This is a genomic window from Corynebacterium crudilactis, assembly GCF_001643015.1.
GTDB classification, from domain to species: Bacteria; Actinomycetota; Actinomycetes; order Mycobacteriales; family Mycobacteriaceae; genus Corynebacterium; species Corynebacterium crudilactis.
Genome location: NZ_CP015622.1, coordinates 1,310,865 through 1,328,513 on the forward strand (window position 1 = coordinate 1,310,865; position 17,649 = coordinate 1,328,513).

General features: G+C 54.0%; 19 protein-coding genes, 5 tRNA genes and 1 pseudogene. 9 read left to right on the forward strand and 16 right to left on the reverse strand.

Features of this window, described 5'->3' with window-relative positions:
* Positions 1–70: 70 nt before the first annotated feature.
* Positions 71–1,201: an isochorismate synthase gene (locus tag ccrud_RS06180; protein ID WP_066565337.1), complete on the reverse strand. Its 1,131-nt coding sequence runs from the start codon at positions 1,199–1,201 to the stop codon at positions 71–73.
* A 65-nt stretch (positions 1,202–1,266) separates the two neighbouring features.
* On the opposite strand from ccrud_RS06180, the gene gltX reads away from it, so the two are divergent.
* Positions 1,267–2,757 carry a glutamate--tRNA ligase gene (gltX, locus tag ccrud_RS06185; protein ID WP_066565338.1) on the forward strand — a complete coding sequence of 497 codons (1,491 nt, stop codon included), beginning with the start codon at positions 1,267–1,269 and terminating at the stop codon, positions 2,755–2,757.
* A 74-nt stretch (positions 2,758–2,831) separates the two neighbouring features.
* Here gltX and ccrud_RS06190 read toward each other — a convergent pair whose 3' ends face one another.
* The 3 genes from ccrud_RS06190 to ccrud_RS06200 all read right to left on the reverse strand — a co-directional run bounded on the left by ccrud_RS06190 (position 2,832) and on the right by ccrud_RS06200 (position 4,153).
* Positions 2,832–3,041 carry a helix-turn-helix domain-containing protein gene (locus tag ccrud_RS06190; RefSeq protein ID WP_066565339.1) on the reverse strand — a complete coding sequence of 70 codons (210 nt, stop codon included), beginning with the start codon at positions 3,039–3,041 and terminating at the stop codon, positions 2,832–2,834.
* A complete protein-coding gene (locus tag ccrud_RS06195; protein WP_066565340.1) occupies positions 3,042–3,515 on the reverse strand; it encodes a DUF2975 domain-containing protein in 474 nt (157 codons plus the stop codon).
* A 113-nt stretch (positions 3,516–3,628) separates the two neighbouring features.
* Entirely contained in the window at positions 3,629–4,153 is a 525-nt protein-coding gene (locus ccrud_RS06200; protein ID WP_066565341.1) for an SRPBCC family protein, read from the reverse strand.
* Positions 4,154–4,402: 249 nt separating this feature from the next.
* On the opposite strand from ccrud_RS06200, the gene ccrud_RS06205 reads away from it, so the two are divergent.
* The 6 genes from ccrud_RS06205 (at position 4,403) to ccrud_RS15685 (ending at position 6,217) form a co-directional block, all read left to right on the forward strand.
* Positions 4,403–4,474, forward strand: a tRNA-Gln gene (locus ccrud_RS06205).
* Between the two features lie 37 nt (positions 4,475–4,511).
* Positions 4,512–4,584: transfer RNA gene (locus tag ccrud_RS06210), tRNA-Glu, on the forward strand.
* A 65-nt stretch (positions 4,585–4,649) separates the two neighbouring features.
* Positions 4,650–4,721 (forward strand) — tRNA-Gln (locus tag ccrud_RS06215).
* Positions 4,722–4,758: 37 nt separating this feature from the next.
* Positions 4,759–4,831: transfer RNA gene (locus tag ccrud_RS06220), tRNA-Glu, on the forward strand.
* A gap of 955 nt (positions 4,832–5,786) precedes the next feature.
* A tRNA-Glu gene (locus ccrud_RS06225) sits at positions 5,787–5,862 on the forward strand.
* 208 nt (positions 5,863–6,070) lie between these two features.
* Positions 6,071–6,217, forward strand: coding sequence for a hypothetical protein (locus ccrud_RS15685; protein WP_245670388.1), 147 nt, complete (start codon positions 6,071–6,073; stop codon positions 6,215–6,217).
* A 354-nt stretch (positions 6,218–6,571) separates the two neighbouring features.
* Here the strand turns inward: ccrud_RS15685 and ccrud_RS15885 are convergent.
* The 8 genes and pseudogenes from ccrud_RS15885 to ccrud_RS06270 all read right to left on the reverse strand — a co-directional run.
* Positions 6,572–7,594, reverse strand: a pseudogene (locus tag ccrud_RS15885) (recombinase family protein); the annotation flags it as partial.
* A gap of 126 nt (positions 7,595–7,720) precedes the next feature.
* A complete protein-coding gene (locus ccrud_RS06240) occupies positions 7,721–8,656 on the reverse strand; it encodes a hypothetical protein (protein WP_157776010.1) in 936 nt (311 codons plus the stop codon).
* Positions 8,640–9,143 carry a hypothetical protein gene (locus tag ccrud_RS06245; RefSeq protein ID WP_066565345.1) on the reverse strand — a complete coding sequence of 168 codons (504 nt, stop codon included), beginning with the start codon at positions 9,141–9,143 and terminating at the stop codon, positions 8,640–8,642. The genes ccrud_RS06240 and ccrud_RS06245 overlap by 17 nt, the downstream gene beginning before the upstream one ends.
* 2 nt (positions 9,144–9,145) lie before the next feature.
* Positions 9,146–9,625, reverse strand: a complete 480-nt coding sequence (locus tag ccrud_RS06250) for a hypothetical protein (protein ID WP_066565346.1) — start codon at positions 9,623–9,625, stop codon at positions 9,146–9,148.
* A gap of 148 nt (positions 9,626–9,773) precedes the next feature.
* Entirely contained in the window at positions 9,774–10,229 is a 456-nt protein-coding gene (locus tag ccrud_RS06255) for a hypothetical protein (RefSeq protein WP_066565347.1), read from the reverse strand.
* Positions 10,230–10,390: 161 nt separating this feature from the next.
* Positions 10,391–11,194 carry a replication-relaxation family protein gene (locus ccrud_RS06260; protein WP_066565348.1) on the reverse strand — a complete coding sequence of 268 codons (804 nt, stop codon included), beginning with the start codon at positions 11,192–11,194 and terminating at the stop codon, positions 10,391–10,393.
* Positions 11,195–11,384: 190 nt separating this feature from the next.
* Positions 11,385–13,709, reverse strand: coding sequence for a type IV secretory system conjugative DNA transfer family protein (locus ccrud_RS06265; RefSeq protein ID WP_066565349.1), 2,325 nt, complete (start codon positions 13,707–13,709; stop codon positions 11,385–11,387).
* On the reverse strand, positions 13,706–13,912 hold the full coding sequence (locus tag ccrud_RS06270; RefSeq protein ID WP_066565350.1) for a hypothetical protein: 207 nt from the start codon (positions 13,910–13,912) through the stop codon (positions 13,706–13,708). Before ccrud_RS06270 ends, ccrud_RS06265 begins: the two co-directional genes overlap by 4 nt.
* 98 nt (positions 13,913–14,010) lie before the next feature.
* Here ccrud_RS06270 and ccrud_RS15570 point away from each other — a divergent pair, with 98 nt between their 5' ends.
* Complete coding sequence (locus tag ccrud_RS15570; RefSeq protein WP_157776012.1) at positions 14,011–14,166, forward strand: hypothetical protein; 156 nt, start codon at positions 14,011–14,013, stop codon at positions 14,164–14,166.
* Here ccrud_RS15570 and ccrud_RS06280 read toward each other — a convergent pair.
* The 3 genes from ccrud_RS06280 to ccrud_RS06290 all read right to left on the reverse strand — a co-directional run bounded on the left by ccrud_RS06280 (position 14,157) and on the right by ccrud_RS06290 (position 15,764).
* On the reverse strand, positions 14,157–14,807 hold the full coding sequence (locus ccrud_RS06280) for an MT-A70 family methyltransferase (protein WP_082868792.1): 651 nt from the start codon (positions 14,805–14,807) through the stop codon (positions 14,157–14,159). The genes ccrud_RS15570 and ccrud_RS06280 overlap by 10 nt on opposite strands.
* A 331-nt stretch (positions 14,808–15,138) precedes the next feature.
* Complete coding sequence (locus ccrud_RS06285) at positions 15,139–15,462, reverse strand: hypothetical protein (RefSeq protein WP_066565352.1); 324 nt, start codon at positions 15,460–15,462, stop codon at positions 15,139–15,141.
* On the reverse strand, positions 15,459–15,764 hold the full coding sequence (locus ccrud_RS06290; RefSeq protein ID WP_066565353.1) for a hypothetical protein: 306 nt from the start codon (positions 15,762–15,764) through the stop codon (positions 15,459–15,461). Before ccrud_RS06290 ends, ccrud_RS06285 begins: the two co-directional genes overlap by 4 nt.
* A 161-nt stretch (positions 15,765–15,925) precedes the next feature.
* On the opposite strand from ccrud_RS06290, the gene ccrud_RS06295 reads away from it, so the two are divergent.
* Positions 15,926–16,864: a hypothetical protein gene (locus ccrud_RS06295; RefSeq protein WP_066565354.1), complete on the forward strand. Its 939-nt coding sequence runs from the start codon at positions 15,926–15,928 to the stop codon at positions 16,862–16,864.
* A 372-nt stretch (positions 16,865–17,236) separates the two neighbouring features.
* Here the strand turns inward: ccrud_RS06295 and ccrud_RS06300 are convergent, their stop codons facing one another.
* Positions 17,237–17,521, reverse strand: coding sequence for a hypothetical protein (locus ccrud_RS06300; protein WP_066565355.1), 285 nt, complete (start codon positions 17,519–17,521; stop codon positions 17,237–17,239).
* Between the last annotated feature and the right edge of the window lie 128 nt (positions 17,522–17,649).

A 17,649-nucleotide genomic window follows, 5' to 3' on the forward strand; every position in this document is an offset into this window, starting at 1 on the left:
CGAACGTGTGAAGTCGCCCTTTAGCCACGGACAACTATCACCAACACACCCAAAGGTCTCTGAAGGCCCCTTAAAGTCCCAGTGACCTCATGATTGTTTGGAGTTTCGCGGTGGTTTCATCAAATTCTTCTTGGGCGTCTGAATCGGCAACGATGCCGCCACCGGCCCATGCTCTGGCCCAGGTTCCATCTCCAGAGACTTCTGCGCAGCGGATAGCCACCATGTATTCGCCGTCGCCTGTGGAATCGCACCAGCCGACTGCTCCGGCATAGAAGTTTCGTGGTGATTCGGCTTCCACAATAAGTGCTTCTGCTGCGTCAGTGGGGGTGCCACAGATGGCAGGGGTGGGGTGGGTGCGAATCGCTAGTTCCAGGGCGGTGATTTGTGAGTCTTTGAGAGTACCGACGATAGGGGTTGCAAGGTGCCACATTTCGTTGGTTTTGGTGAGCTCTGGGATCACAGAAGCATCTAATTGTGAGCACAATGGCGCCAACACAGTGCGCAGATGGTTGACTACATAGGAGTGTTCTTCTAGGTTTTTCGCACTGGCAAGAAGTTGTTCTCCTTGGGCTTTATCGCGTGCTGGATCGGTCAGTCGTGGGGCAGATCCAGCCAATGGGTATGCGGTGATGGTGGAGCCCTGGCGCTTGATCAACACCTCTGGGGAGGATCCAACCAGCATGTGGCCGTCAAATTCGGGGCCTGCTGGGGTGAGATCCGCGATGAAGCCATCCTTGTTGTGGGATTTATCAATCAAGCGCGCTGCCACCAACAGAGGATCGACTGGTGGATCAAAGGAAATATCTACAGCACGTGCGAGGACAACTTTGTTCAGGACAGTGTTGTTGATGGTGTTAATCGCTGCATTGACACGTCGTAAATGCTCAATCGGTGAGGGATCGAGCCCTGCAACCGAGGCGCCCAGCACCGCGCCGGGTCCGAACCTGTAATAGGCGTGGGGCTCCAGCGGGCCTTCTTCGCGGATGATGGCCTTGGGCACGGTGAGTGCTGCGGGTTTATCGCGTTCGAAGGGGAGAGCGCCAACCACCATGGCTACGCGGCCTTCTTTGAGTGCGTCGACTGCTTTCCAAGGATCGGTGAAGTTCTCTTGCGATCCTTGGGTGCGCACAGACCCATGACCTCTGGATAAGAGGAAATCTGGGGCGGTGGACGGGGCAGATAGATCGCGGTGGGCAGACATGGTTAGTCATTCTAATCTCAGTAGTGGCGGGGTAAACGCGCGGGCAGTGGGTGTGGGCGATTATCATGGCCTCCATGACTGATGTTCGTGTTCGTTTCTGCCCATCACCTACCGGCACCCCTCACGTTGGACTAGTGCGTACTGCGCTGTTCAACTGGGCATATGCTCGTCACACTGGTGGCAAATTGGTTTTCCGTATTGAAGACACCGATGCTGCTCGTGACTCTGAAGAGTCTTATGCCGCTATTATCGATTCCCTGCGTTGGTTGGGAATGGACTGGGATGAGGGCGTCGAAAAGGGCGGCCCTCATGAGCCTTACCGCCAGTCACAGCGCAAGGACATCTACCAGGACGTTTTGAAGCAGCTTATCGACGCCGGCGAGGTGTACCCTGCCTACTCCACCGCGGAAGAGGTTGAAGAGCGTCACAAGGCTGCTGGTCGCGATCCAAAGCTGGGGTATGACAACTATGACCGTGAGCTGACTGAAGAGCAGGTTGCGGCATTTGAAGCTGAGGGCCGCAAGCCTGTGTGGCGTCTGCGCATGCCAGACCAGGATTGGAAGTGGACTGACTTGGTCCGCGGCGATGTGGAGTTTAAGTCTTTCACTCAGCCTGACTTCGTTGTGGCACGTTCCAATGGTGAGCCTTTGTACACCTTGGTCAACCCAGTTGATGATGCATTGATGGACGTTACTCACGTGCTGCGTGGCGAGGATCTGTTGCCATCTACTCCTCGTCAGCTTGCACTGTATGAAGCACTGAAGAAGATTGGTGTTGCGAAGGCAACTCCAACCTTTGGTCACCTTCCATTCGTGATGGGTGAGGGCAACAAGAAGCTGTCCAAGCGTGATCCACAGTCCAGCTTGTTCAACCACCGTGACAACGGCATCATCCCTGAGGGCATGCTCAACTACCTGGCGCTGCTGGGCTGGTCCCTGTCTGCGGATCAGGACATTTTCGGCGTGGATGAGTTCATTGCCAACTTTGATGTTGCCAACGTTTTGGGCAACCCAGCGCGTTTCGATCAGAAGAAGCTGGAAGCCATCAACGCGGATCACATCCGTTTGCTGGAGCCAAAGGATTTCGAGGCTCGTCTGCGCGCGTACATGACGCAGTACACCGAATTCCCAGTTGATTACCCAGCTGAGAAGTTTGCGGTCGCTGCTGAGCTCGTGCAGACTCGCATCAAGGTCCTGAGCGAAGCATGGGATCTGCTGAAGTTCTTGGTCACTGCAGATGAGGATCTGGTGCTCAATGAGAAGGCAGCCAAGAAGAACCTCAAGGAGACCGCTATCGAGCCACTAGACGCTGGTATTGCTGCGCTAGAGGCTATCGAGGAGTGGAACACACCAAATATCGAGGCAGCCCTGAACAAGGCGCTTATCGAGGATCTCGGCCTGAAGCCACGTGTGGCATTCGGTGCACTGCGCATTGGTATCTCCGGCGAGGCTATCTCTCCACCACTATTTGAGTCCATGGATCTGCTGGGCAAGGAGTCCACATTGGTTCGCCTCAAGGCAACTCGTGAGCAGACCCCTTTCGTGGTCGCTGAGTAGTTTTTAGATACAAGAAAGCCCGTTGTCTCGTTCTGAACAAGAACGGAGCAGCGGGTTTTTTGATAGATAATGAACTAGACGGAGGCGTCGAAACGCAAAATGTCTCCGGGCTGGCAGTCAAGCTCCCGGCACAGCGCCTCTAAGGTGCTAAAGCGAATGGCTTTGGCGCGGCCGTTTTTCAGCACGGACAAATTCGCTGGGGTGATGCCGATTTTTTCTGCGAGTTCGCCGACACCCATTTTGCGGCGTGCCAGCATGACATCAATATCGACGATGATGGCCATTTAAATCACCGATTCTAGTTCGGTGGAAAAGCTGATTGCTCGGACCAACAGGGTACGCATGATATTAACCAGCAGAGCAACGCCGGTGATGAGCATCGCGAGGATAAGGCTGAAGATGATTGCACCTGGTGCGTCATCAACTTCGGCGATGATATAGCCCATGGGGATCAGTATCGCGGCGCCTGCTGCAATGGCGATAGTGATGCGATCAACCCAGGAAATGGATTGGGTATTGAAGATTTCATCTCGTTCTACAAATTTCAGGAGGTAAAACAGACACACGATGATGAATTGCACAAGGCCAAATCCGATGATCACGAAGCTTGCCAGGATGATAAGCGGGAGCGGGGAAAGCTCGCCGGAGCTCAAATTATCGCGCACTATTTTGGTGATCAGCAAGATTTGCAGAACCAAGAGCGCAAGAAAAGCTGCACCAAAAATGATGCGGAGAAGCATGAGGATGCGGGGATTCACAAAAGAGCCTTTCTGCTCACAATTACGATGAAATATCGTTTCAAGATGTAAATCTATCGAAAAACGATATATGTGCGCAAGTGGAAAGGCGCTGAAACTTTCGATGGTGGAGATTAGTTCTGCTCGATGAGTGCTTTCAGCTGGCGGTTGGAGGATTCTTTAATGCGGCTAATACTGGCCAGGAATGGCACGCCAGGGGAGAGGAGGCCACTAAAAGACATGGACTGCTCAACTTCAGTGCGCCCATCCTCTAGAGGGCGCAACTTAATGGTGTCGGTGACGGACAGTAACCAGCGAGCAATGATTTTGGTGGACCAGGTCAGTTCACGATTCACGCGCACAACATCAAGCGTGGGCCGGATATTCATGGTCAGGCGTTCTGTTTCTGGGTGCCGAGTTTTCATTTTCAGCCGCATGCCCTCAGAAAGCTCTCCTGCGGCCTGCGCGCGCACAATATGCTCATTCCATTCAGGAAGGCGCTCTGTCTGCAGGATGAAATTCCAGACATCATCCACCGGCGCATCAATCTCGATGGAATTGTCGGCGCGAAGGGGGAGCGCACGGCTGACGGCCCAAGAAGACATCGCAGCGATTCCTGTCCAAAAAATTAGCGGTAATAACAGCGCTGGAAACGGCATTGGGGGAGTATCCCTTCCATCAATTAGTCTTTGCCCTCAGCTTAGCTTCTTCAACGCAGCTTGCGCTGCTTATTAATGCTTATCGACGCACCCCTCCTTCTTGAAAATCTTTCCGCGCGCCTAATGTGTTTGGTCTGGTATTTGCACGCTATCGACCTGCAGATTTGGCTGTATTGCACGGTTGTGGTTATAGTATTCCTCGTTGAACAGCGCGCCGTACAAACAAATACGAAGTGCATGTTGAATGATTGGCCTATGGTGTAATTGGCAACACAGCGGTTTCTGGTACCGTCGTTCTAGGTTCGAGTCCTGGTAGGCCAGCTGCGATCAGCTGGAAACAAATTGATCGTGTTCTAATGCCCCGTTCGTCTAGCGGCCTAGGACGCCGGCCTCTCACGCCGGTAACACGGGTTCAAATCCCGTACGGGGTACTCCGCATCATATAAATTGCGGGAAGTTTTTAAGTTTTACAAGGTTAACAATCTTGAAAAACGATTGGCCTATGGTGTAATTGGCAACACAGCGGTTTCTGGTACCGTCGTTCTAGGTTCGAGTCCTGGTAGGCCAGCTGCGATCAGCTGGAAACAAATTGATCGTGTCCTAATGCCCCGTTCGTCTAGAGGCCTAGGACGCCGGCCTCTCACGCCGGTAACACGGGTTCGAATCCCGTACGGGGTACTTTTAAAAGCATCCACCTTCAGAATCTGAAGGTGGATGCTTTTGTGTTTGCCAGCACATCAGACATCACCCCTTCCCAGGACAAATGTACGGGGTTGCTAAGGTGGCGATTCTTAAAAACCGGGGGTGGGGGACCTCCAGCAGTTGCGGGCAGAAAACGCAAAAGCCTTTACCGGAAATTAGCTTCAGGTTAAAGTCAGGTTCATACAGAGAAGTTCATAGCCGATCACCAACAAGTTGTTGCTCTAACCAGCATAAATGCAACTTTGGAGGCTTCGGAAAGGGCGCTCTGGAGTCAATGGAACCGACCAGTTAAAGGAGAGTGTATGGCAGTAAGTGAAAAGAAGACGAAGTTCGGACACAACGAAACCGTCCTCCCGGCAGCTGGCATCGCCATAACCAAAGATTCCAAGCGCTAGAGATGCGTGAATCAGGAGCTCGCCTCGAAATGACGAATCGTTGCAGTCAACTGACACCCAACTTCTCCACCTTCAACAACCCACACTCGGCACCTTAAGCCCACAAAGGGTTCAGCGGACGCAACGACGAGAACAATTAACTCGAGTTGACGAAACTTCCGCAACATAGCCGGAAAGCGGTGGCAGCAGGTTGAAGCCACTGAGGGAAGTTGAGAGGGTCAGTTAAGAACACACACCGACCCAGATGGATATCCTGGCACCTTCCTCTCGAAGAAAAATTTCGAGGAAGGTGCCCTTACATTTTTGAGTAATGCTCAGGCTGGGCAATCTGGGATATAGGGGGTGGGGGAGTCTTTCTAGATCCAGTAACTGCTCCAGTGGTGAACCCAGAAGGTCTAGTATTTAGAAGCTCAATGAGATTGCTCCTCTGGCGGAACTTCACATTTAGAATGTATTCAAAAGTGTCTTGTGACCTTGCAATTTGTGAGAAAAGCCTTCAGTGGTTTATTGTTATCAAGTCGTAAAAACACGAACGCGCCCCGTTCGTCTAGCGGCCTAGGACGCTGGCCTCTCACGCCGGTAACACGGGTTCAAATCCCGTACGGGGTACCATTGTGTTCTTACACATACGAGTTAGTGATTTAACAGAGGTAGCCAGGTCTTCGGACCTGGCTTTTTCTGTTTCTTGGGGTAAATCCACCCCTGTGGCCAGGTTCTCGTCCGGTTTGAGTCCTGGTACTGGTTCTGCGTGATGCTGCAAACCGATCGACTCATTCTCGGCGATGTTGGTGGTGCGGAAGACTAGCGTCCACGGTTCTAGATGAGCGTGGACATGGTGCTCTTTGTTACCTACGGAGCAGATGAGGACCTTCTCGAAGAAGATCTGGTTGAGAAGGCGCTTTTGGCCGTCCGAGGCTTTGAGGTAGGTGGAGTAGCAATTGGTGGCAAGGCTAAGCGCGGTTTCTAGCAGTTCGTCTTGCTGGACATCACTGCCTTCGAAAGATTTGAGACGGCGCTCCACCTGGGCCAAGCTTTGTTCCAGCTGCTTCTGCTCTCTGGCCATCAGATCCATGGGTAGAGCCTGGTCATAGAAGGCTTCGAGTAGTTTTTCTTGCTTGCGCCGGATAGCTAGTTCCTGGGCCTTGAGTTGGTCACGTTCTTCATCTCGGGAGGAGTTATGGAGATGCAGTTGTTCCTTGAGCCGGGGGCGCATCAATTCAAGAACTCCCGGCGGTACTTGGATGCGGCGGTAGAGCTCTTCCATCTCACCTTCTAACCATTCCACTGGTACGGCGGATATACGGCAGGTGGTGCGCTTGGAGAGCCGGCCGTTACAGACGAAGTAGTCGTACTGCAGGCCTTGGTGGTTGGTTGGTCGTTGGAGGATGAGACGAGAGCCGCAGTCGCCACACCAGACGGTGGATTTGAGGAAGTGGTCGTGTTTGCGGCGGCGTTCACCTTGACGGCGGCTGCTAAGTGTCTGTTGCACTCGGTCGAAGAGACCTTGAGCGATCAGGGGCTCATGGTTTCCGGGGTACTCCACCCCACAGTAGGTCGTGATGCCCAGGTAGTACTTGTTAGACAACATGGCGTGAATGTAGCGCTTGCTGACGGCCTTTGAGGGGTAGACCCGGGTTGGCACGGTGGTAAGGCCTCTGGCGGCCAGCTCGTCGGTGAGATCGGCTACAGAGATGTTTCCTTCGGCGTAGCGTTCGAACGCCCACTGCACCAACGGGGCCCGTTCGGGATCTACCTCGACGGTGCGGGTTTCCACTCCCGTCTCGTAGATCCGAGTGTTGAGATAACCCAAGGGAGCTTTGCCGGCGGTGCCTCCAGAGCGAACCTTCTGGTTCATGCCCTTGGTTACTTCGTTGGCCAGGTTCTTAGAGTAGAACTCAGCGATGGAGCTCATGATGCCATGCATCAGGAGGCCACCAGGGGTTTGGTCGATGTTCTCGCTTGTAGAGACCAGGCGGACGCCGAACTCATCGAACTTGGCGTTGATCGCTACGTCGTCGGCCCGGTTACGAGCCAGGCGGTCAATCTTGTGGACGATGATGTAGTCGATATTGCCCTGTTCTTCTTCAAGGTAACGCAGCAGGGCTTTGAGAGCTGGGCGGTTAGTGCTTGTGCCGGAGACTCCACGTTCAACGAATTCTTTGGCCACTACTGCGCCCAGGCTCTGGGCTTTCTTCCTGTTGGCGTCTCGCTGGGCGGGAATGGAGAAGCCTTCAGATTGCCCACCCTTGGTGGCTTGCTCGCTAGTCGAGACTCGGAGGTACGTGACTGCTCGCTTGGGGGTCATGCTTTCTGCGAAGGCAGCCATGGGGTTGAGATCGGTCATTACTTTTCCTTTCTGTAATCGCGTGTGCGTTTAAGTGGTGTACACCCATTGACGCTTAATAACCTCGACAAGTCCAGGACTGGTTTGTGTCCTGGCACCTGCGATTTTCTGGTGGCTATTTAGTGCTTAAGTCTGAAAGACATGGATCCGACCGCCCCGCGATATCAATACAAATCCCATGCTGTCTTGGGCCCATTCCAGGAACTTATCTATGTCGAAATTTAGGATGTCTTCGGGGATTCCAGCCTTGCTGCGTGTTTCCTCAACGGCTTCGCTCCATCCCAGAGCATCGAAGGACTCCAGAGCCCATTCTTCGGGGTTGGCGTAGCTTCCTACGAAGATGGAATCGAAGTCCTCTTCTAGGCTCTCCAAAATCTCTGGAGCCTGTCCTTCATAGAAGCGATCCAGGTAAGCCAGGAAGGCATGAGGCTCACGTGAGATTAAGCGCCGAGCTGCTGGTAGATGTTCTTGAGCTAGAGGATGGTGGCGGTGCTCCCATTCCTTAAGCGCGGCACTAGCCTTGTTTCCTTGCTCTATCTGAGCCTGGATATAGGTCGGCATGAAGGCGTGGAATAGGCCACCGTCTTCCTCAATCACCATGCCGAGGCTTTGGCTGAACTTCACCGCTGCCTCTGGATTCCAGGTGAGCAGGTCCTGGGGCCACTCATTTTCTTCCTGGAGGCGTTGGAGGTTTTCCTGTCCTCCAATGAGTTCGAAGAAGTCTTCGGCCCAGTGGTCTATGGTTTGGTAGCTTCCCAAGTAGGAGCTATCAAAGTGAGCGGTTATATCCTCGGGCTGATCTGGCAGATAGCAGGCCTTGAGGTATAGGCCGAAAGCACTCGTATTATCCTCTAGAATCAACTTTGCTTCCGGGAGATGTTCAGGCCGCACGTTCTGTAGCCACTCGCGGGCCTGATCTGGGGTTGGATTAGCGGTTTCATCTAGATCGAGGTGATTGGGCAGCGCTAACCCTTCAAGGTTAGAAGGGCGGAATCTCAGGTCGGCTTGGTTAGTGACCATCACTTCGCTTAGGTTGCGATTACGGCTACGGCTGGAATACATGGAGCTGCCCTCTAAAGGAGTAGATCTGGAAGCGTTGGTATTTCTTGGCCCAGTGGATGAAGTAGTCAACACTCCATTCCAGCGCGCCCTCGGGGATGTTGTGCTCGTGCATCATGCGTTCGACTGCTTCGACCCAGCCAAGCTCTTGGTAAGATTCCATCACCCAGTCAAAAAGGCTGTCGTAGGATCCGATATAGGTTGAGTAGAAGTCTTCTTCAATATCGGCGGCACCATGTTGGTAGTGATGCTCCAGATAGAGCAGAAAACCTGCGCCGTGCTTTCGGCGAAGCTGCTTGGCAACGTCGCGATGCTCGGCAGGGAGATGTTCTGCCCATCCCTCTTGTGTAACTGGTCCACCGGCAGTTTCAGGGACATCGACTAAGAACAGTGACCTGGTTGGGGTGATATCGTCCGATAGTTCAGGTGTCTGATGTGTCACCTCTGCCTCTCGGTGCTCAAATGGTTGCTTTTTAGATTGTTCACACATGGCTACCGTTCCTCCCTAGGCTCACGGCTAAATACTGTTACTTGACCGCCCTGGAAGATGAAGTCCAGGTCATCCTTGAGTCGGTCGACTAACGCCATTTCTGCCAATGACATGTGTTTTTCGAGATGACCGAGCGCATTTAATAGCGTCTCCACCGCCTCCATTGGCTCCATGTGATAGGCCCAGTTCTGAGTGAACTCGTCTACCGAGTTGTAGGTACCCCAGTAGTTTTCATCGAAGCGCTCCACGGATTGTTCATCATCGGAAGCTATTTGATGGTGTTGTCGGTAGAGCTCGTAGGCTGCTAGTTCATCGGAGTTGAGCTCGTCGAGATGATGACCGTGTGGCTCGTCCTCCTCTTGAGTTGATGAAGCCATAGCTGCTGACTCATACAGTTCAGTTAGTGTGTAGCGTTCGAGGCTTTCTTGGTCAGGGTTGTCGGAGTTCGGGGTAGGCCCGAATTTTTCAGGATTCTTGTTCATGATGAATCCTCCTTTCGTTATTGCATTTAGCTATAGTTTTTGAGTTATATCCACTCATTTGTTCGAAATGAGGGAAGTTTTTTTGGGTGGTGCCGAGCTTTCCCACTACTTGGTAGGTAGTGGTCTGCTCGGCACCGATTCCAGGTACTTAGTTTTCTTTCGACACGAGGGGCTCTCGGCGGAAGATGAACCAGTTTCTTGGGCCTTCTACGACGTGGAAGTCCGCAAGCAACCTATTCCAGAGCACGACCACATCGACGACCGGAGGAACGTCATGAGGGTCGTCCTGATCCAGCCAGATCGGTTCGATCTCTCCTCGGGCTTCGAGCAGTTCCAGCAAGGCGTAGATGGCCTCATCTTTCGTCGCCGCCTCAACCAGGTAGGAGCCCAGAAGATCCTTCTCGAGGTTGACTGGGTCCCACATTGGCCGTGGCTGGCAGATCAGATAGGCCACCAGGGCCTCGGTGTATGACTGCCGGTAGAGCCGTTCAGCGATTTCGAACCACGCTGGATCTTGGATCAGCCGCTCCAATAGCTGTCCTACTTGCTTCGTCGAGACGGTCGCCTCGAAATCGGCATGCAGAGGGTTGTTATTGTTTGTCATGATGTCCTCCTTTCGTTTAGTTGATGGGTCATGACTCCGGTGGAATCACCTTCTTTTCCCACTGGTAGTAGGACGAGGATGGGTTCCAGTACCGGGTTTGGGGAGATGCCTCAGGTGCGCTGTTGCTGAAGACGAGCTGCAACTAACTGGGGGCACCAGGTCTATGGCGGAGGAGCGACACCGAGGTAGTTTTCGGGACCATCGCGAACTAGATGTGGAAGATCCTCCAGAGTTAAGACGATCCAGAGATCTCTCGGTAGTTCAGGCTCCTCGCTCAAATACCGTCGCAGCTGATCGCGGCGTTTCTCAGTAGGCACTAGCCAGAGGATGGCGGGAAACATACCGGTCTTTTCTTGCTCCACTCCACTCCTGAGGTAGTCGCCATACACTCTGGTTTTTCTTACGACTCGAGCGGGATTTTCGGTCGCCCGGTCAACCTCCACGAAGTAGCGGTCGGTGAAATCTGGCCCAGTAATCTCGACCGCTAAGTCAGGCTTGAGAGTGATGACTTGTCCGTGGGCTCCGACGTAATCGCGCCAGCAGGCTGGCTCCTGATAGATACCGACCTTCCATCTATCCATTCCTTGGATGGTTTCGGTGAACACGAGGCTTACCTCAGTGGCGGCCAGGAGATGTCCAAGAAAGGTGGTTGAAATTTCCTGCGGTCGTTGGCGTCGGGAAGTACCTGACACCACCCGATATCCAGAGGTGCTTAGCGCCCAGATTGATACCGAGGAACCTCCCTGCCACCCACCGATCCGCCTCTCCAGTCGCACGACTAACTCTTGGCTTTCGAGTTTCTGAAGGTGTCTAAGCGTTTGTCGCAACCCAGAGCGTTTAGAGCTGTAGTGATGGGCGGTAAAACGCGATAGCTGATGAGTCGTGGCGAAGCGGTGGGTCTGCAGTCGTTCGAGCAGTTCTTGATGAACCGGATAGGAAGGGGTCAAGAAGTTTGGGAAGTTCATGACATGACTCCTGCTTGGTTGGCCTGGCAGTTGGACTGGGGGCGGTGACCCCGATTAAGGGGGTCAGTCACCGGCGGGGTTCGGGGCTTTCGGCGCATGTCCGGCAGATCTAGTGGATAACTCACCAGAGCCAAACGTCTAGCGAACCGTCTCGATATTTCACTGCGGTTGGATCGAAAACTCGCGGAAATCATGAGATATCCTCCTCGTCCGAGGCTGGCTGCACGGGCGCGGTACGTATCCGACCGACCTTCGGTTTGGGGGTCTCTGAGCGCTTGCCTGGTTCTGGTCCTGATCCTGGCTTGGGTGGAGCTTCGGTAACGGTGTCGGTTTGCGCCGGCGTGTCAGCTGCTGAACTGCGAGCTGTTCTCACCCGCCCGACGGGAGCAGCTGGAGTCTCGGGTAGACGAAGCCGAGTCAGTTCGACCAGCGTGGCTTCTGTCTCCGAAGCACTCACCCCGTAGCGTTCGTGGCTGTGGAGATAGACAACCGAGGGGTCTTGTAGCGGTCGAGAGGGCGGCAGCGTCGAGACTGCGAACCAGTCCGTTCCCTGCCCCTGGTGCATGAGGTTGACGTAGGCGTGGTATTTAGGCAGAAGCTGGAAGTCCGCTGCTTCCAGCTTGTTGGTGGTCTTGGCTAGGTAGCTGGCATCGGCACCGTTTAGACCGAAGACGATCTTGCTTCTGGTGTTGGAGTCAATGGCTGCTTGCATCGCTGGAGTCAGCTGGGAGCGATACTGGTTTGCCAAAGTGAAGGCTGCGCCTAGAGAGCGAGCCTGAGCTAGGGCGTCCGCCAGATCGCCGGGGATCCCGGAGATGAAATCGTGCACTTCGTCGATGTAGATGCCTACGATGTGCCGGCGCTCAGGTGGGTCGGATTGGCGAGCGAGGATACGAGCCCAGAGCTGACCTACCAGTAGCGAACCAAGTAACCTGGCTGCTTCAGCTCCGAGCAGGCCCTTGTTGAGCGAGAGCACCACGATCTTTTTCCTCGAGAATAAGTCCTCGAGATCGAACTTCGGTTTCGGTTGGCCAAGCATGGCTCGAAGCGTTGGGCGGAGGATGAGTTGGCGCAGTTTATTTAGTACCGGCGCAATTTCTTGGGCTTGTCGATCGGGTTTCTTGGCATCGTACTGCTCCCAGAAACTATCGACTCCTAGCGGATCGTTACTTCCCTTGAGTGCTTCTTTGCGAAAAGCTGGATTGGTTAGGAGCGGAGGAAGCCACAGCAAGTTGGCCTCGGGGATTCTGGCCAGTGTCAGGAGTGCAGCGCTTAGAACATCGGCTGTTCTGATTCCCCAGTTCTCATGGAACAGTGCCTCGAAGGTTGATAGGAGCGTATCGGCGGTAACGTGCTCTAATCTCTTTGGCCCAGCTAGCGGATTGAAACCGACCGGGCTGGTACTACTGGGATCGAGGATGACGACATCGCCGTGACGCTTTATCGGTACCCGAGACAAGACATCTGTAGCCAGATCACCTTTGGGGTCGATAACCAGCACCCCTCTGCCGGCATTGATATCTTCCATAATGAGGTTGAGCATGACGGAGGATTTGCCGGAACCGGTGGGCCCGAGCAGATGGGTGTGAAAAGCGGCATCTCGGATGGGAATGCCGATCATCTGGGTGTGCCCGGGGGCGGCTGCCTTAGCGAAAATGCGGTCCATCCGTCCGAGCGATGGTGGTGGCAGCATTCGTGGATGGAGGTTACCGATGACGGGCATGGGAGGTTCACCAACTGGCCAACCGGACAGTCCGACCAGATCGTAGCTGCGTAGCCGCAGTGGCCAACGGCGGGGGAGCGATACTCGATTGAGATGGACTGGTGCTTCCCTCTCCAGTCGGATGCGAGACTCGGTTGTCTCGAGGACACGCAGCGCCCCGAGAACCTGATTGCCAAGATATCTGGCCCGAGCATCCCCCGCCCCAGCGATACCGACTCGCAGGTTGGCGTGGGCTCCATGGAGATCAGCTGAAGCCCGATACTGAGCTGTCTGTGCTGATAATTCCTTTGGCCTCCCTGTTGGTGGACCTAAGACCGCGCCGGCTAGTAATTCGAGCCAGCTTGGGGAGATAGGACGAGCATGGACCGGAGGCAGGATGCGCCGGCCAACCAGGAGCTGAAGTGTCACCTCCTCACCCTTCTGAAGACGCGAAAGCGTGCCATAGAGACCCCGGATGGCTGCTACCACTCGCTCCGGTTGAGTTGAAAGAGTACCGTTGGTGATTTTGATCTTTCCAACGAACTCGACGTCTTCTCGAGGTCCAGCTTCCGTCTGGTGAACATCCAAATGGGTGGACAACAAGCCGGTGATGGAACTGACCTTCGTCTCCGGTGCACCGACCAGCCAGCGGATACCGGCGGTAGTAGCCCGGAGCTCAATCACAACACTGCCGAGCATGCCGTTAGAACATAGATGTTCAAACGCAGTGGCAGCGCCTGAGGGAGTAATCATCTCGGAAAAGAAGATTTCTTCCCAAAAAATCGGTGGGCGATTCGTAGTGAGCCGCTTCATGATGAGTCTCCTTTCTTGGATTTGGTGTGGCGGGCCTGGCGTTTGGTCTTGGGCTTCTGAGCCTTGGCTTGGTGGATAGTCTCGGCGATCAGCACGAGTGCTTTGGCGAACTCATCGGGGTCAACTGCCGGTGTCCACTGTGGGGCGAGGTAGTGAGCCTGGCCGGTAGAATAGTCCGGTTGCTTAGCTGGTGAGGCAGTCATCGGACTCCTCCCCGGTGGCGATGCTGGAGGCGGCCTACCAGTTCTGTCTCTGACGCAGCCACCAGATAACGCTCACAACTCCGGTGACAATAACGGCGATGAGTAGCACCCAAGGCCAGATCGCAAGGATCAGCTCCAAACTGATCTGGAGACAAATGACGCCGCCGAGTATGAGTGCGCTCCCACGGAAGAACCTCGCCGGCCATGAGCTTGGATTGGAATTGGTGGGCATGCTTTACACCTCTCATGACTGATCTCCGGTTTGAGACCGAACCTCAAGTTGGTCGCTGGGGACTTCAAAACCCCAGCGCGCGAGCGAGATGGTGGCATCGACCTCGTTACCCCAAACATCCCAGTGGGCGCGAGACGGTGCCCTGCGCCGGGCAAACAGCTCCAGGAACCGGCCCTCACCCGCCAGGCGCTCGACAATGTGATGGACTTCTTCAGGTTTATGCGAGTGCTCCTGAAGTGGATGGAAGCCCCAGTTGGGCTGGGAGCGGAAGGCGACCTTGGTGCCTTTACCTCGTACTCCGAGAAGTAGGAGCTCGCCGGCGTTACGGAAGGTGTTACCGAGCGTGAAGCGCGGCTTGGCCCAGAAATAAAAACTGGTGTAGCGAAAACCCCAGGATTCAAGAACCCTGAGGCCATCGGGCACGGTGGCGTTGGTGACCCAGAGGAAGCAGAAGGAGTTATCAGATGCGATTTCTCTAATTCCCGCACCCATGGCGCAGATGCGGTCGGTGGTCATAAGTTCATAGTGCTGGGAGGCTCCATATTTGCCCTTTTGCGACGGCACCCATGGCGGGTCGGCGTAGATCGCGGTGTAGGTCCCAGCTGCTGGGGTAGGTGGCGGAACGCTGGCGGCAGAGCCCTGGTGGTTGGTGTTGATAGTCATGATTCGATCTCCTTTGAGGAAGAGGGGTTAGTGGTTCGTGAGCGTGGAGCAGGTCGCAGGAAATCTCCTGGTTGGCTGGCTCTGGCCCTATTACCCGATAAACGGTGTGGAATTAAAAGATGTGGAAAAATGTCGCTGCGCTCGATCCGACACCGCCAGACCCTTAAGAAGTGGTCAAAGTGGTGCCGGCTAGCTACCGGTGTGGAATTAACAACGATGCAGCGCTGAGAGGATTTAACAGATGTGAAAGAGGTTGGGATTGTCAAGGGATAAGCGAATGTCATCGCTGGTGTGCCTATGATCTGAGCCTCGGTAATCGCCGGCAATCCCCTCACCTTTTTCCTTGGCCTGGCCCGTGCTGATCGTCATCCCAGATCCCATCGTCTGGGTGGTTGAACAGGTAGTTGTAACTGTGGCCCACCTCATCAATTTTCCGACGGGCTTCGAGGTAGTCCTGAAACAGCTCGAACGAGGGATTGGAGGGCGTCTCTTGCCTTGATTCTCTGGGCGTGTCTTCGAGCAACATGAGGCCGCAGATCCCGAAATAGACCGCGAATACCCCGAGAGCGAGAGCAAGAAGAGGCCGGTGATTGACCCCTGCTAGAACCGCTGGGATGAAACAGGTGTAGGCGAGGAGGAATAGAAACCGGCTCATTTGAATCGCCGCCCTGAAACCCGATTGGCTGCGGACTGGGCGTAGTTGGCAATGATGGGCTCGATGTAGCGCGCTACCTCAGGGGTGCGCTCGCAGTGCTCCTTTGCTCGACTGACCAGTGCGGCGGTGTGGTTCATTGCCTGATCAGCCAATGCGGCTTGGGAGTAATCCTCGAACATCTCAAGCTCTGCTTGAGACTTAATCTTGGCGGCTTCTAACCGAGTCTGGTGATCGAGTGCTTCGAATGGGTTGGTGGTTGCAACCTGACGGTTACTGCTAAAGAACGGTACGAGGTTAGACATGTCTAGCTTCCTTTCTGAAGTTGGGAGGTTGGTTTCCTCCCTGTCTGAATAAGAAGTTATTTGCCCGCCGGGTTACTGCGTGAAAAGTGGAACAAAGTTGGAATACTCTAGAAAGTTGGAACGGATATAAGTTGCTTATTGGCACATAGGAGCTCGTGGTAATGGAATATTTCAGTAGCGTTGATCTCCTCTCTGATCTGGAGTTACTTCGGAAAAACGAAGGAGCGACCGCCTCGAGGATGGCGATCGCTGGTGCTGTGAGTATGGCTCTAGGGGACCCTGATGAGGATGCCCAAATTAAAGTAGAGAGATTGATCTCTGCCATTCAATCGTTAGACAGAAATCAGGCAGAAGTGTTGATGTTTGCTTTCGGGCTCTCACCAGAGACTGCTGGGGCTAAGAATCTAAAGGCTCGACGAGAGATTTACGGAGCTCGGGTTCAAAGAGGAATCGACACAGTAGCGGCGCGAGAAAAACCGGCGCTAGAGCAACTCCGGATTCAGCTCCTAACGGGTTGGTATCCTGCTTCTCCAATACCCGGTCGAGTGCCGGAGCTCCACAACAGCGTCATTAACGAATATGTCTCGGTGACAACTATCGTTGCTGACGGCCGTTGGATGGAGTCACGCCACCAGTACAGAATGCTGGCGCTTTTTGATAAGGCAGACTACTACGCAATCTCAACCAGTTATCCAATGCAAACGACCAGCTACAACGGGTGGAGATCAGAACAATGGCAGACTGAAGGCGGGTTCCAATTAAGGTTCTTTCCTCCAGAGCCAATGAGGCGTGGAAATTTCTATGATCTACAGTTCAAATTGGAGGCTCCGCCCGGCGATCCAGATGATTTAGGTGCAGTGCAGGTGATCTCTGAAGAGAGTTTGGCGTTTCATGAGCGAACCTTGCAATCCAAGTTCGAGGTTGTTTTCGTGGGGAGAAAGCCTGAACTCGTCTTCCGGTACCGTGGCCTGACCTCGACGGAACGCCCCGGTCGACCACGCTCCGATAATATTATTGATTTCGAGGAACGAACCTCAGTGGTGGCTCAGTTCCACGATTTATATGGCGGGCTCTTTGCTGGATTGGCATGGAAGTGGTGACCCTGCAAAAAGCAGTGACTTGGTAAAGACCCTAGTTGCGAGGCTATATAGCCTGGCGTTTGAGCTTTGTGAGGCACTCTTCGTAGAGGTCTATAGCTTTCCGCGTGTCTGGAAAGCTGGGCGCTCTGGGCGACGCGTTCAACTTCATCAGGGCTGTGATGTTCGACTAGATAATCGAGAGTCTGAAGCACTCTAGCGCTATCTGACTTGTCAGCTTTAGCCATTTCAAGTTGTCCGAATCCGCTACCTAGCTTGGCGTCTAGTTTCACTGTTGCTGCGGAAATATTATTTAGTTGTTCGTCGTTCGTCACTCTTCATTATGAGGCAAGGCTAGATCCGGGGAAAGAGTGAAAGCTACGTCACTTACCTTTCTCACCACACTTGAGCCCACTGCCTCCGATAAATCGCGCCGCCTCCGGTTTTAGCGGAGAGTTCTCGGGCCTCTTCTTCGGTGGCGAGATCTTCGGACCATGTTCCACAGCTTCTGTCGAAAAAGATCCAGTCTACGTAGCCATCGAGGTCGGGGCCGTGGGTGAAATCACTCATGTCGAAAACCATATCCGCGTAGACAGAGCGCCTGGCGGAGTTCATGCCCACTGGATTGGGCAGTGAGGTATTCGGCTGATGCGTTGCATAGGGTAGTGCGGTTTCGAACACCGGTGTTACTACTTTGGTACTTCCAGTCAGGGCGTGTCTTCTATAAAATACCAGGTCATGTCATAATATAAGCCATATGGCCCATCGATAACGGCTCACGAGTTTCTAGAACGTCACCCACTGAATGT

Coding starts and splice junctions, on each gene's coding strand:
- ccrud_RS06265 (WP_066565349.1), bottom strand. CDS start 13,709: ATGAAGCGGCTCACTACGAATCGCCCACCGATTTTTTGGGAAGAAATC.
- ccrud_RS06280 (WP_082868792.1), bottom strand. CDS start 14,807: ATGACTATCAACACCAACCACCAGGGCTCTGCCGCCAGCGTTCCGCCA.
- ccrud_RS06190 (WP_066565339.1), bottom strand. CDS start 3,041: ATGGCCATCATCGTCGATATTGATGTCATGCTGGCACGCCGCAAAATG.
- ccrud_RS06250 (WP_066565346.1), bottom strand. CDS start 9,625: ATGAACAAGAATCCTGAAAAATTCGGGCCTACCCCGAACTCCGACAAC.
- ccrud_RS06260 (WP_066565348.1), bottom strand. CDS start 11,194: ATGAACTTCCCAAACTTCTTGACCCCTTCCTATCCGGTTCATCAAGAA.
- gltX (WP_066565338.1), top strand. CDS start 1,267: ATGGCCTCCATGACTGATGTTCGTGTTCGTTTCTGCCCATCACCTACC.
- ccrud_RS06180 (WP_066565337.1), bottom strand. CDS start 1,201: ATGTCTGCCCACCGCGATCTATCTGCCCCGTCCACCGCCCCAGATTTC.
- ccrud_RS06240 (WP_157776010.1), bottom strand. CDS start 8,656: ATGTATTCCAGCCGTAGCCGTAATCGCAACCTAAGCGAAGTGATGGTC.
- ccrud_RS06255 (WP_066565347.1), bottom strand. CDS start 10,229: ATGACAAACAATAACAACCCTCTGCATGCCGATTTCGAGGCGACCGTC.
- ccrud_RS15685 (WP_245670388.1), top strand. CDS start 6,071: ATGAGCGTGGACATGGTGCTCTTTGTTACCTACGGAGCAGATGAGGAC.
- ccrud_RS06285 (WP_066565352.1), bottom strand. CDS start 15,462: ATGAGCCGGTTTCTATTCCTCCTCGCCTACACCTGTTTCATCCCAGCG.
- ccrud_RS15570 (WP_157776012.1), top strand. CDS start 14,011: ATGAGTAGCACCCAAGGCCAGATCGCAAGGATCAGCTCCAAACTGATC.
- ccrud_RS06270 (WP_066565350.1), bottom strand. CDS start 13,912: ATGACTGCCTCACCAGCTAAGCAACCGGACTATTCTACCGGCCAGGCT.
- ccrud_RS06295 (WP_066565354.1), top strand. CDS start 15,926: ATGGAATATTTCAGTAGCGTTGATCTCCTCTCTGATCTGGAGTTACTT.
- ccrud_RS06245 (WP_066565345.1), bottom strand. CDS start 9,143: ATGTGTGAACAATCTAAAAAGCAACCATTTGAGCACCGAGAGGCAGAG.
- ccrud_RS06290 (WP_066565353.1), bottom strand. CDS start 15,764: ATGTCTAACCTCGTACCGTTCTTTAGCAGTAACCGTCAGGTTGCAACC.
- ccrud_RS06200 (WP_066565341.1), bottom strand. CDS start 4,153: ATGCCGTTTCCAGCGCTGTTATTACCGCTAATTTTTTGGACAGGAATC.